Genomic DNA, 13,515 nt, shown 5'->3' on the forward strand with positions numbered 1-13,515 from the left:
CTGAACTTCCCCTTTTCCCGCGGAGGAGCCAATCTTCCGGCATCGGTTTGACCGCCCCCGGCCGGGGACAAAGTCTCACGCAACAACACCTTCAAGCAGGCCGTTACGCATGGCCAGCAAGGTCAATTCGGCCTGGTTCTGCACATTGAGTTTCTGTTTGATGTGATACAGATGCGTCCCCACCGTTGACGCGCCGAGCTGCTGCTCGTGCGCAATCTCGCTGACCGACAGTCCTTGCGCCAGGCGCATGAACACGGCGAATTCGCGGGGCGTCAGGACGGCCAGCGGATCGGCACTACCCGATACCTGAGCAAACGCGATTCGCTCGGCCAGCGCCGGGTCCAGGTAACGCTGCCCGTTCGCGACACGGCTCACTGCCGCCAGCAATTGATCGGGTGACGCCTGTTTGCAGAGATAGCCGCGCGCGCCCAGTTTGAGCGAGCGAACGGGAATCACGTGATCGACATGCGCCGACACCATGATCACGCGGGCAGCAGGTTCGCGCGCGACAATCCGCTCCAGCGCCAGCAGACCGCCACCGCCCGGCATCGAAACGTCCATCAGCACCAGACTTGGCTGCGCCGCCAGAAACATCCGAACGGCGCTCTCGCCGCACCCCGCCTCGGCAACCACGCTCGCCCCGGCACCTTCGAGCAGCATGCGGTAGCCGAAACGCACCACCTCGTGGTCGTCGGCAAGCAGGATGCGAAGTTCGTGCAGGTCCGGGTTCATGCCGTGCCGCTCCGGACAGACAGAGGCAACCAGGCGCGCACCAGCCAGCCGCCGGGCTGGCGTTTCCCGAAATCGATTTCACCGCCGAGTAGCGCCACCCGCTCGCGCAAGCCGGCCAGGCCGAGGCCGCTGCCCGGCTGCGGTGAAATTCCGGTTTCTTTTCCCTCGCCATTGTCGGCGACACTGATGCCGAGTCTGCCACCAACCAGCGTCAGCGAGATAACGACACTATCCGCCGCGGAATGCCGGATCACATTGGTCAGGGCTTCCTTGACCAGACGCAGGCAGACGCGGGCTACCGGTGCGGGAAAGCTCGTATCGGTCAGCGCCACATTCAGCTTGATCGCAACGCCGCCATGACAGTCCTGCCAGGCTTCCACGTACGTGGCAATCGAATCAGGCAAACTCCCGGGCAGCTCCGAGCGCAAACGCAGCAAGATGACCCTGACTTCCTCCTGCAAGCCCTGGGTGACGGAAACAATGCGCGTTGCCATCATTTTTACCGCAGTATCTTCGTTGATCCGCTGCACGATTGCCGCGGCCAGGGCCCGCACCGCCGTGATCCCCTGTGCCAGTTCGTCGTGCAACTCGCGCGCCATGTCCACACGCTCGGCCTGCAGGGCCGACTCGACCAGGCCAATGCGCTGCCGTTCGGATTCGAGCTGAACATTCATTTTTACCGCCGCGGTCAGGCTGTCGGCCATTTGATTGAAGGCCAGCGCCAGTTTTTTAAGCTCGGGGTCGGCCAAGACCGGCAAGCGGACGGCGAAATCGCCCTCGCCGGTTTGTTGCAAGGCGAGCCGCAATCCATGCAAAGGCCGCAGCGCGCTACGCAGGGCAAACCTGACCGCAAAAAACAGGACGATCAATAATCCGCCGGCCCAGCTGCCAAACAGAAGCAGATCGTCCCAGGCATCAAGGATGGCGCGCGACGAATCCGCTTCAAGCACGATCCGCAGATCGCCGTGCCGGATCGCCAGCGGAGCGATGTCCGGCGCGAGCAAGGCGGCAAACCAGGCGGGCGCGTCGCGCCCGGCCTTGTACGTCGAGGCCGGCGAAACATAGCGAGGTGCCGCCTCGGTCGCCGCATAGACGGTGATGGCATTTGCCCGAATGCGCCCGGCATCCCTGACAATGCCGAGCAACTCAGCGGCCGGCTGGCCGGCGCTTCGGACAACCATGGCCTGCAGCCATTGCTGCGAAACGCGCCGGGCCGCCTGCACTTCCTCATGGATACTCAAGCGGCTCAGGTGAAGCCAGCAGAGGGTCAGGCAAAAGAGAAAGACGACGAGCAGGCCGCTGACCAACAGGCTCAGCCGCTCGGGCAAAGGGCGGGCCTGCCAAGCCTGCAACCAGGAGTCTGGGCGGACAGCATTCAGCAATTGCTTGCTCCATGCCAGCAAATGACCGCCAGGAAACACCGGATAGCGTGAGCGCATCTTTACCTCGGTCAGGCGGATTGGCGGAAAGCCCGGATTCAGTGCACAGCCAACTTGCTGCGACTTCTCCATTCGCGCGGCGACGCGCCGTAGCGCTTGCGGAATGCCTTGCTGAAAGCCTGCAGGTTACCGAAACCGCAATCGATGGCGGCCCGCGAAATGGTCTGCTGGTCGAGCGAAGGATCGCGCAGCATTTGCAGGACACGCTCGAAGCGGGCATCGCTGATCGCGGTTGCGGGCGAGCTGTGGTTTTCCTGGAAGAGCAGGTACAGCGAGCGTTTCGACATGTGCAGCTTGTTGGCCAGGAAATCGGGCGACAGCTCGTGATCGAGCACATGTTGGCGGATCAGGTGCATGGCCGTGACGAATTTCTGCTGATCGCGGCTCTTCGTGCCGGAAAGCGCCATCGCGCAACGCGCCAGGGCGGCGGCGATCATTTCGTTGACCGACGCGAGCACCGTCTCGCAATCGTTGATCTGGCTGACATCGGCCTTCTGGATGAGAGTGATCAGCGACGCCAGCGAGGCGTCAAAAGCGAGCCCGGACAAGGGTCGACCGGTCATCCCCTCGCTCATCTTCAACCAGCCCGAAAGTTTCGCGTAGGGCAGGCTCATGACGAGAAACTCGGCATTGTCCGGTACTTCGATGCGATACGGGCGCGCCGTGTCGCAGATGCTGAGCAGGCCCGGCGTCAGGGTCGCGCGGCGGCGGTCCTGCGCGATGTGCAACTCGCCATTGAGCGACCACATCAGCTTGGCGTAGTCGGCATGGCCGCGCGAGACGCAGCCCAGCGTGCGCTCGACGCTGTGTTTCTGGGTGGAGATCAGGGACAGCGACACGTCATTCACATCCATGCGCAGCACGTTGGCGCGGAAGGCCCGGGACGCGATGTCGTCAACCTGGATATTGGGGAAGGCGGTATCGAGGAAACCCTGCCAGGCCTCGCTCGTCGCGTAACAATCGACAGCGCGCGAAGTCTCGCGCGAAACCAGCCGGACGCCCGCAGAATCGGTCATCATCATCTCCTCCTCAGGCCTGCGTATGGGCCTGAATCCTTGTTTTAACCACACTATCGCCCGGCCGTAGCCGGGCGACATTTCCCGCAGGGAACGTTATCTAGTCCTGCATCACCTTGATTGTCTGGATCGAGGTGAATTCCGCCAGGCCGTGCAAGCCGAACTCGACGCCGATTCCCGACTGCTTGATACCGCCGAACGGCGCATCCGGTTGCACGGCTCCGTGCTCGTTCACCCACACCGTGCCGCACTCCAGGCGAGAAGCCAGCGCCGCGGCACGGACCAGATCGCGCGCCCAGATAGACCCGCCCAAACCGTTGGAGTTCCGGTTGGCACGCACAATCACTTCGTCGACATCGGAATACTTGATCACCGGCAGGATGGGCCCGAACGGCTCCTCGTCCACCAGGCGGCTGCCTTCGTCCAGACCGACGACGATGGTCGGCGCGTAGAAATAGCCGGGACCGGGCAGGCGCTCGCCACCACACAGGAACTGTCCGCCCGCGCGGTGTGCATCTGCGGCGATGGCTTCTACCTTCTCGAGCTGCATGCGGTTCTGGATCGGGCCGAGTTCGCTGGCCGGATCGAAACCGTCGCCGACCTTGACCGCGCGGGCCAGGGCGACCAGCTCGGCGCACAGTTCGTCGTACATATCGGCATGCACATAGAGCCGCTTGAGGCAGGCGCAGGTCTGGCCATTGTTGTGGAAGGCGGCGGCGAACAGCTTCGGCGCCACGGCCTTGACATCGACGTCAGGCAGGACGATACCGGCATCGTTGCCACCCAGCTCAAGGGTCAGCCGTTTCAGGGTGGCGGCGGCATTGCCCATGATCTTGCGGCCCGTAGCGGTCGACCCGGTAAAAACAATCTTTTCTATGCCGGGATGCGTCGTCATCGCCGGCCCGACCGCGGAGCCCGCCGCCCCGGTGACCAGGTTGAGCACGCCCGGCGGCAGGACGGCGTTGGCCAGCTCGACGAAGCGCGCCGTCGTCACCGGCGTCAGTTCGGAGGGCTTGAGCACCACCGTGTTGCCGGCGCGCAAGGCCGGCATGATGTGCCAGATGGCGATCATCAGCGGCCAGTTCCAGGGCGTGATCGAGCCGACCACACCGAGCGGCTTGCGGTGCACTTCGACACGCGCTTCGGCATTGTCCTGGACGACCTCGACCGGCAGGGCCAGCTGACTCGTCGCCTGCGTCCACGCGATGGCGCCGCCGACTTCCATGCCGGCCCCGACATGGTTGAGCCCGTCCTGCGGCTTGCCGGTCTCGAGTGTCACCAGGCGCATGAGTTCCGGCATGTTGGCCTGCAGCACTTCGGCCAGGGCACCGATCAGGCGGCTGCGTTCGCCGTCGGGCAGCGCGGCCCAGCCTGGAAAGGCGGCGCGGGCCGCGGCGACGGCGGCATCGACATGCGTCGCATCGCCGGCGGCGACGCGGGCGAAAGCTGCGCCGCTCGCCGGATTGATGACGTCGAAAGTGGTCGCGGCAAGCACCGGCTTGCCGTCGATAATCATGGAATAGAGAGGGAGTTCTGACATTTGCCTGCAACCTGAAAATGAAACGGCGCAGCCCAAGCCGCGCCCGGCAAGGCCGCGGCGCATCCAGTCGGACGCGCCGCGGCCACCCGCTTAATAAGCGAACAACAGCTGCGCGGCCAGGGTCGTCGTCTTCGGCCCGTTTTCGACATTGAGGTCCTGGGCAACCTGGAGCTGGACGCGCCAATTCTTGTCGAGGAACATCGCGCCGGTCAGCAGCACCGCGTTGTCGTTCATCGCCTTGGCGACCTGGGTGCCGTTCAGGGTCTCCTTGGCGCCCAGCGCGTGCCGGTAGGAAATCGCAACGTGCGCCGCATCCGACAGGTGGTAGCGCAAGTGGGCGAAGCCGCGGAACATCGGGTCGCGCTTGGTGCCGGTCTTGCGGTCGTCGTCGTAGAACTCGACCTGCGGAATCAGGTCGACCGACCATTTCGGCGCGATCCGCTTGATGTAACCGGCCGCCAGCTCGACCTTCCAGCGATTGTCGCTGACTGCGAAGCCCTTGTTCTTGTCGTCACCGGTCGGCGCCGTGACAAAAACCGACCAACCGAGGTGTTCACCGTTGGCCAGATCGGCCTTGGTCCACAAGGTGCCGCCGAAAATCACGTCGCCCAGGCCGGAAGTCTTGCCGCCGGTCAGATCAACCTTCTGGCTGCCGAAGGGAACGACGATCTGCGGATCGACCAGGTAATCGCCCCACTTGGTGAAATGCACGAAACGCGCGATACCGATGTCCGCCGTCAAGCCAAGGTCGGACGAGACCTTCTTGCCGCCCTGATAAAGATTGTCGGCAGTGACATGGTTGTAATAGAGCAGGGCGAGGTCGGTGCCGGCCGGCAAGCCGGTGTAATCGCCCGGATCCGGCGCCGTCGCGGCAAAAGCCGGCATCGTGACAAGACCCAGGAGGCCGAGAAGAACGGAAATTTTCAATTTATTGAGCATGGTTTACCCCTCGTTGGATAACTATCGGTTAGTTGGCCTGGACGGCCTGACGCAGGTCGTTGGTGCGCTTGATCACGTACTGGTGCAGCAGCTCCATGTCCGCCGGCTTGAGGATGTTGGAGAAATTGGGCATGCCGCGATTGAGGCGGGCGCCGCTGAGAATGCCCTTGAAGTTTTCGTGCTTTTCCTTCGACAGGTAGCGCAGATCGGGGACGACGCCGCCGCTCACGGCATTGAGCCCATGACAGGAACCGCACAAGCCGTTGAACATCGTACGCACGCCCTTCAACTGCTCCTCCGTCGCGGTCAACGCCGGCGTCGCGGGTATTTCGCGCAGGACCGGCTTGGCGGGCGGAATCCTGCCTTTGCCATCGAGTTTGAAGACGACCACGCTCGACTCCGGCTTGACCTGCGCGCTGAGCGACATCGGGCCGGTGATGTGGGTGAAGGCGCCACCCCAGCCGACCATGAAGGCAACGTATTGCTCGCCGTGCACCGTGTAAGTGATCGGCGCCGCCATCACGCCGGAATTGACCTTGCGTATCCACAGCTCCTTGCCCGTATCCGCGGCATAGGCGATGACGCGCCCGTCGGCCGTTCCCTGGAAGAGCAGGTTGCCGGCCGTGCTCAGCGTGCCACCGTTCCAGGCCGACTTGAACTCCTTGGACCAGACCGCCTTCTGCTGTGCCGGATCCCAGGCGAGCAGACGACCTTTCCACATGTCGCGGATCGCTGCCTCGATCTTCGGGTCTTCCGGCAAATCCGGCACCTCAAGGCCGAGATTGACCACCGACTTGTTCGGGATGAACAGAGGCTCCTTCTGCGGCTCAAGGCCGGCCACGCTTTCCTGCGCCGGAATGTAGACCAGGCCGGTCTTCGGATTGAAGGACATCGGGTGCCAGTTGTGGCCGCCGAGGAAGCTCGGGCTGACCAGCTTGGTCCCGTCGCCATCCAGATAGTCGCCTTCCTTGGTCAGCACCGGACGGCCGGTTGCCATGTCGACGTGCGTCGCCCAGTTGGCCGGAACGTATTTGTCGGCCGACAGCAACTCGCCGGTCTTGCGGTCGAGCACATAGAAGAAGCCGTTCTTGGGCGCCTGCATCAGCACCTTGCGCTCGACGCCCTTGAGCTTGATGTCGGCAAGGATCATGTGCTGGGTCGCGGTGTAATCCCACTTGTCGGCCGGCGTCGTCTGGTAGTGCCAGTTGTACTCGCCGGTGTCCGGGTTGATCGAGACGATGGACGAGAGGAACAGGTTGTCGCCCTTGCCTTCGCTGCGGAACTTGTGATTCCACGGCGAGCCGTTGCCGACGCCGACGTAGAGCTGGTTCAGCTCGGAATCGTAGGACATCGAATCCCACACGGTACCGCCACCGCCCCACTTGACCCAGTTGTTGCCGTACCAGGTCTTGAGTGCCATTTCCATGGCGCGCGATTCCGGCGGCTGAGCCGGGTCGCCCGGCACGGTGTAGAAGCGCCAGGCTTCCTTGCCGGTTTCCGCATCGTAGGCGGTCAGGTAGCCGCGCACGCCGAACTCGGCGCCGCCGTTGCCGATCAGGACCTTGCCCTTGACGATGCGCGGCGCGCCGGTGACGGTGTAACTCTTTTTGTGGTCGATGATGGTGTCGACCGACCAGACTTCCTTGCCGGTCGACGCATTGAGCGCCACCAGGCGGCCGTCGAAGGTGCCGACATAGACGCGCCCCTTCCACACCGCGACACCGCGATTGACGGTATCGCAACAGCCCTGCCCGAGCACCTCCGGCTTGACCTTCGGGTCGTACTTCCAGAGCAGCTTGCCGTTACGGGCGTCGAGCGCGTAAACGATGCTCCACGGCCCGGTCGTATACATCACGCCATCGACGACGATCGGGGTCGCCTCGACGCCGCGATCGATGTCGAGCTTGTAGGTCCAGGCCACGCCCAGTTGATCGACATTCTGATCATTGACCTGGCGCAGCGGGCTGAAACGCTGCTCGTCGTAGGTCCGGCCATGCGCCAGCCAGTTACCCGGCTCGCGGTCGGCGTTGATGATGCGTTGCGCATCGACATTGGCGGCAGTACCGGCGGCGGCTGGCCCGGCGAAACTGCAGGCCAGCGCCAGTGCCAGCACCCCGGCCGCCAGACGCCTGTTTGATTTTGATTTAACCACTTTGTCTCCTCTGTTTTTTGATGACCACCGGATAGCACCTACCCGAATCGGCCTGGCTTGATTCTGATATATGCAATCGATTCCATTCGCCGCAATTCTGGCAAAAAAGCATGTCCATCCTTGCAAATCCGCAATTCCTTGCGGAGGGAGATTTATCGCTGGTGACAAGACAGGACGACTGATGGCGACCGACGCCATGCAAGACGGATAACCAGTTCCCGGGCCGAAGCAAGCTCGATACAAGTCTCTAAATCCAGCACTCGAGTGATTCAAGGATGAATCCCGTAGATCGCCTCTTATCCAGGAAGGCGCCAGCCAGGCAAGGGGAAAGCCTTGTCGGACCTGTCTGAGCGAAGGCCAGGCCGGGAGGTCTCCTGTTCGCCCTTGTCTCCGGAGCGCTTCGCTCGCCAACCATGTCCAGCATGCATTTGTTAACGCTTCACTTCAAAAACAACTCGCTGGAACGAGAGTTTCTCGGCGCGACCAAGGCGCCAAGCCGCCGGCAAGGGCTGTTTGCCTGCGTGATCGGGATGATCGTCTAGCTCTTGCACGATTTTCTCGATCAATGCTTCGTCCCGCCCGCGATGATCGGCCCGGTCTGGTTCGCCCGCGTCACCGCGCTTGGCGTGCCGGAACACATTCAGGTGGGCGCCAGTATCGGTATCGGCATCTGCGCCTTCCCCTACGCGAGGATGAACGTCTACGACCTGATTCAGCGGGCCGATGCGGCGATGTATCAGGTCAAGATGTCAGGCAAGGGCAATTTTGCCAACGCCGAGTTTGCCGAATCGCCGGCCATGAGCGCGGCCAGCCCCCCCTGCCCCAGCCCTCAGCCCGCAAGCAGGCCCGCCAGCGCCGCCTCGGCGATTTGCACGTCCTGCGCTTCGCTGCCGCCGGAAACCCCAATCGCGCCGACCAGCACGCCTTCGTGTTTGACCGGCAGGCCGCCGCCGAAGCCGACGAAGCGTTCGCGCTGCATCAAGCCATGGCGCAACATCTCCGAGCCTTTGGCGAGACGGGCGTCCCATTTGGCGGTGGCCGAGCCGAAGCTGACCACGGTGTAGGCCTTGTCGAGGGCGATGTCGATGGCGTGGAAATACGCGCCGGGGTGACGTTTGAAGACCAGCGGGTAGCCCGCACGGTCGACCACCGCCACACAGACTTTTACGCCGGCTTCGGCCGCAGCGGCCAGGGCCAGGTCGGCCAGCTCGTCGGCCGTACCCAGGCCGAGCGAAGCGATCATTTCGATATCCATCAGGTTTTTTCTCCATGCGCTGCCGACACCGTCGCCGCCAGGCGGGCGCGGCGGGTCAGCAGGAAGACGACGAAACCGGCAAGGACGACGCCTTCGCCGAGCAGGGTGTTGCCGGCGCCGAGGCCGACCGCGACAAAGCCGGCGAGCAGGCCGCCGAGCGCGTCGAAGCCGAAGCGGGCCGAAGTGAAGAAGGAGACGATGCGGCCGCGCAGATGATCGGGCGCCATGCTCTGCAGCAGCATGTTGATGCCGACATTGCACACCGAGATGCCGAAGCCGAGCCCGGTCATCGCCGCCAGCGCCAGCGGCAGGTGCGGCGTCAGGCCGAAGACGAGCAGCGCAGCGGCGGCAATCGCGGTGCCGGCAACGACAGCGCCGATCAGGCCGGGCACCGTCTTGCGCGTTGCAAGAAAAATGGTCGAAGCGAAGGCGCCGCAGCCGGCAGCGCCCCACAACCAACCCAGCGTCGTCGCGTCGCCGGCAAAGACGTCGCGCGCGAAGACCGGCAGCAGCACGGCGTAGGCCGAAGCGGTCAGGTTGAGGCCGATCAGCGTGATGATCAGCATGCGTACGGTCCACGTCTGCCAGGCATACAAAATGCCCTCCTTGAAGACCTGGCCGACCGAGCCGCTCGCCTTGGCCGTCGCCTTGACCTCGATGCACAGCAAACCGCCGATCAGCGCCAGGAAGGACAGGCCGTTGATCGCGAAACAGGCCGCTTCCGAGGTCAGGCCGACCAGCAGGCCGGCGATCGGCGGGCCGACGAAGCGCCCGGAATTGAACAGCATGGCATTGAGCGCCAGCGCGTTGGGCAGGTCGTCACGGCTGCCGACGAAGCCGCCGATCATCGACTGGCGCAATGGCGTATCAAAGCTGTTGAGGATGCCCAGGGTCAGCGACATGGCAATGATGAAGCCGGTGGTGATCAGGCCCGAGGCGGTCAGCGCCGCCAGCACGAAGGCCTGCAGCGCGAGCAGCGACTGGATGCGCAGCAGCCACTTCTTCTTGTCCTGCTTGTCGATCCAGGCGCCGGCCAGCGGCCCGACGACGAGTTGCGGAATCAGTGCGCAGAAGGCAGTGACGCCGAGCAGCGCGGCCGAACCGGTCAAGCGGTAAACCAGCCAGGAAAGCGCCACCTGCTGGATCCACGAACCGAGGATGGACACCGCCTGGCCGAGGAAATACAAACGGAAATTACGGTGCGCCAGGGCGCGCATGCCGGCGGGGAGAGCCATCAGATGCTTGCCACCATCGCTGCGCACAAGGCCGCACCACACAGATAAGTACCGAGCGCCCCGACAAAACGGGCCGGGTTCGGGCGGCCGAGGCTGGGCCAGGCCACCAGGCCGACGACGAGCAGGAAGCGGCAGACGGTGGCGGCGATGATCAGGTTGACCACCACACTGGACGGGCCACGCCAGCCGAAATAGAGAAAGATCACGCCGAGAAAGGGCGCGAACTCGGCGGTATTGGCATGCGCCCGGATCACCCGGTTGAGCAGCGAATTGCGCTCGTCGGACGGCCCGGCGCCAATGCCGCTGCGAAAGCGCAGGATGGAGACGGACAGGCCGAGCAGGAAAAGCAGGCCGCCAAGGGCGGCGGTGCAATAGAGAGCGACGGGATGCATGGGGCAGGACTCTTTGTCGTTTTTCGGGATCAGCGCGCCGCGCGCCGGAACAGCAGGTAGCCGGCGAGCGAGGCGGCGGCAGTTACCAGGATGACCCAGGCCATCGGCCGGCCGCTGCCGTCGTGAGTGTAACTGACCGCCGCGCTGGCCAGCATGCCGAGGCCAAACTGGCTGGCGCCGAACAGCGCTGCGGCGGCACCGGCGTTCTGCGGATAGCGCGCCATGAGCAGGCCGACGCAATTGGCGCCGAGCAGGCCGGTCATGCTGACCACCATGAAGAGGCCGACGATCACCGCTGGCAATGCGTCATTCACGCCGGCCGCCACCCACAGGAGCAGCGCCCCCAAAAAGCCCAGGCCGCTGCCGAATCCGGCCATCACCGCCGGCCCCTGGGCCTTGACCAGACGGCTGTTCACGTAATTGGCGGCGAAGATGCCGACCGCGTTGCTGGCAAAGAGCAGGCCGTAGGCAAAGGGCGAAAAGCCGTGCAGTTCGATGAAATAGAAGGGGCTGGCCGTGATGTAGGCGAACATCGCGGCGAAGGACATGCCGCCGGCCAGCATCAGGCCAAGCGCCACCGGATCGACGAGCAGGCTGCCGTAGATGGCAAAAGCGCGGCTCAGCGGCAGTTGACCGCGCTGGCCGGCGGGCAGGGTTTCCGGCAACTGGAACCAGACGACCAACAGGCTGAGCACGCCCCACAGCACGACCGCGGCGAAGGTGCCGCGCCAGCCGAACTGGACGAGCAGCAGGCTGCCGAGCAGCGGTGCCAGCAACGGCGCAATCGCCGTCACCATGGCCATCAGCGACAGCTTGCGGATCGCCTCGGTCGGCGTGTACACGTCGCGCACCACGGCGCGCGCCAGCACCGAGGCCGCACCGCCGCCGAGCGCCTGGACGAAGCGGGCGACGATCAGTTGCTCGACCGCCGTCGCCAGCATGCAGGCCAGGCTGGCCGCGGCAAACAGCGCGATGCCGGAGAGCATCACCGTACGCCGGCCGTAACGGTCGGAAAGCGGCCCGTAGAACAGCATGCCCAGCGAAAAGCCGGCGAGGAACACGGTGATCGACAACTGCACGGCCTCGGCCGACGCCGCCAGACCGCTGGCGATGGCCGGCAGCGCCGGCAAATAGAGGTCGATGGCAAGCGGCCCGAAGGCGACCAGCGCGCCGAGCAACAAAATAAAACGGCCCTCGCGGGCCGGATCGATAGCGGAATGGGTCATGGTTCGTGAATCAGTGAGACGGGACGAAGCCTGGCGGAAAGCACGGAATCTGCCCAAACTCGCCGGTCGACCGCTGGGGACGGTCGACGCGGGAAAAAGGGCAAATTCCGGGACATCAATTAGAGACCGCCGAGCGCCAAATATTTAGTTTCCATGTACTCGTCGAGACCATGGCTGGAGCCTTCGCGGCCGACACCGGACATCTTGACGCCGCCGAACGGGGCAACCTCGGTCGAGATCAGGCCGGTATTAACGCCGACCATGCCGTATTCAAGCTGCTTCGAAACGCGCCAGACGCGGCCGTGATCCTTGGAGAAGAAATAGGCGGCGAGACCGAATTCGGTGTCGTTGGCCATGTGGACCGCTTCGGCTTCAGTCTTGAAGCGGAAGAGCGGCGCCACCGGCCCGAAGATTTCTTCCTTGGCCACCGCCATGCCGGCCGTCACATCGGCCAGGATGGTCGGCTCGTACCAGGTGCGGCCGAGCGCGTGGCGCTTGCCACCGGTAACGACGCGAGCGCCCTTGTCGACGGCATCCTTGACCAGTTCCTCGACCTTGTTGATCGCCGCATCGTCGATCAGCGGGCCTTGCGTGACGCCCTCTTCCGTACCGTGACCAACCTTGAGCGCGGCAACCGCGGTCGCCAGCTTGGCGGCGAAGGCGTCATAGACGCCGTCCTGGACCAGGAAGCGGTTGGAACAGACGCAGGTCTGGCCGGCGTTGCGATACTTCGAGGCGAGCGCACCGGCGACGGCGGCATCGAGATCGGCATCGTCAAAAACGATGAAAGGCGCGTTGCCGCCGAGTTCCAGCGACATTTTCTTGACCGTGCCGGCGCACTGCTGCATCAGCAACTGGCCAATCGGCGTCGAGCCGGTGAAGGTCAGCTTGCGGACAATCGGACTGGCGGTCATCACGCCGCCGATGGCCGACGCCTTGCCGGTCACCACGCTGAACACGCCAGCCGGCACGCCGGCCCGTTCGGCCAGTTCGGCCAGGGCCAGGGCGGAAAGCGGCGTCTGTTCGGCCGGCTTGAGGATGATGGTGCAGCCGGCAGCCAGCGCCGGGGCAACCTTGCGGGTGATCATCGCCGACGGGAAATTCCACGGCGTGATCGCAGCGCAAACGCCGACCGGTTCCTTGGTGACGACGAGCTGGCGGTCCTTGAACGGCGACGGAATGACCTCGCCGTAGGCGCGCTTGGCTTCCTCGGCGAACCACTCGATGTAGGCGGCGGCGTAGGCGATCTCGCCCTTGGCTTCGGCCAGCGGCTTGCCCTGCTCGGCCGTCATCAGCGCGGCGAGGTCGTCCTGGTGGGTCATCAGCAGGTCGAACCAGCGGCGCAGGATGCGGCTACGTTCGGCGGCGGTGGTTTCGCGCCAGGTTTTCAGCGCCTCGTCGGCAGCGGCGATGGCGCGCTCGGTTTCGGCGGCGCCGCAACGCGGCACGGTGGCGATGGTTGCGCCGGTCGCCGGATTGGTGACGGGGAAGGTTTCGCCGGAGTCGGCGGGGGTCCAGGCGCCGTTGATGTAGCAGGCCTGGCGCAGCAGGGTGGGGTCTTTCAATGCCAGCATGAGGTGGGCTCCTTG

11 protein-coding genes are annotated in these 13,515 nt (G+C 64.4%); all 11 read right to left on the reverse strand.

The features are described 5' to 3' along the window. Positions 1-75 precede the first annotated feature (75 nt). The gene (locus KIG99_RS03265) at positions 76-732 is read right to left on the reverse strand and encodes a response regulator (RefSeq protein WP_226458831.1); all 657 of its coding nucleotides are present in this window, start codon (positions 730-732) and stop codon (positions 76-78) included. Then, positions 729-2,171 carry a HAMP domain-containing sensor histidine kinase gene (locus tag KIG99_RS03270; protein ID WP_226458832.1) on the reverse strand — a complete coding sequence of 481 codons (1,443 nt, stop codon included), beginning with the start codon at positions 2,169-2,171 and terminating at the stop codon, positions 729-731. Before KIG99_RS03270 ends, KIG99_RS03265 begins: the two co-directional genes overlap by 4 nt. A 38-nt stretch (positions 2,172-2,209) precedes the next feature. Continuing rightward, a complete protein-coding gene (locus KIG99_RS03275) occupies positions 2,210-3,187 on the reverse strand; it encodes a helix-turn-helix domain-containing protein (RefSeq protein WP_226458833.1) in 978 nt (325 codons plus the stop codon). A gap of 100 nt (positions 3,188-3,287) precedes the next feature. After that, entirely contained in the window at positions 3,288-4,727 is a 1,440-nt protein-coding gene (locus KIG99_RS03280; protein ID WP_226458834.1) for an aldehyde dehydrogenase family protein, read from the reverse strand. 90 nt (positions 4,728-4,817) lie between these two features. Continuing rightward, positions 4,818-5,666, reverse strand: a complete 849-nt coding sequence (locus tag KIG99_RS03285) for a transporter (RefSeq protein ID WP_226458835.1) — start codon at positions 5,664-5,666, stop codon at positions 4,818-4,820. A gap of 28 nt (positions 5,667-5,694) precedes the next feature. Beyond that, on the reverse strand, positions 5,695-7,818 hold the full coding sequence (locus KIG99_RS03290; protein WP_226458836.1) for a PQQ-dependent dehydrogenase, methanol/ethanol family: 2,124 nt from the start codon (positions 7,816-7,818) through the stop codon (positions 5,695-5,697). 829 nt (positions 7,819-8,647) lie between these two features. Continuing rightward, the gene (locus KIG99_RS03295; protein WP_226458837.1) at positions 8,648-9,073 is read right to left on the reverse strand and encodes a GlcG/HbpS family heme-binding protein; all 426 of its coding nucleotides are present in this window, start codon (positions 9,071-9,073) and stop codon (positions 8,648-8,650) included. Then, positions 9,073-10,308, reverse strand: a complete 1,236-nt coding sequence (locus tag KIG99_RS03300; RefSeq protein WP_226458838.1) for an MFS transporter — start codon at positions 10,306-10,308, stop codon at positions 9,073-9,075. The genes KIG99_RS03295 and KIG99_RS03300 overlap by 1 nt, the downstream gene beginning before the upstream one ends. Then, positions 10,308-10,700, reverse strand: coding sequence for an MAPEG family protein (locus KIG99_RS03305; protein ID WP_226458839.1), 393 nt, complete (start codon positions 10,698-10,700; stop codon positions 10,308-10,310). The genes KIG99_RS03300 and KIG99_RS03305 overlap by 1 nt, the downstream gene beginning before the upstream one ends. A gap of 29 nt (positions 10,701-10,729) precedes the next feature. Further along, a complete protein-coding gene (locus tag KIG99_RS03310; protein ID WP_226458840.1) occupies positions 10,730-11,926 on the reverse strand; it encodes a Bcr/CflA family multidrug efflux MFS transporter in 1,197 nt (398 codons plus the stop codon). Between the two features lie 119 nt (positions 11,927-12,045). Further along, positions 12,046-13,500 carry an NAD-dependent succinate-semialdehyde dehydrogenase gene (locus KIG99_RS03315; protein WP_226458841.1) on the reverse strand — a complete coding sequence of 485 codons (1,455 nt, stop codon included), beginning with the start codon at positions 13,498-13,500 and terminating at the stop codon, positions 12,046-12,048. Between the last annotated feature and the right edge of the window lie 15 nt (positions 13,501-13,515).

The organism is Quatrionicoccus australiensis, from assembly GCF_020510425.1.
In the GTDB taxonomy this organism is placed as follows: domain Bacteria; phylum Pseudomonadota; class Gammaproteobacteria; order Burkholderiales; family Rhodocyclaceae; genus Azonexus; species Azonexus australiensis_A.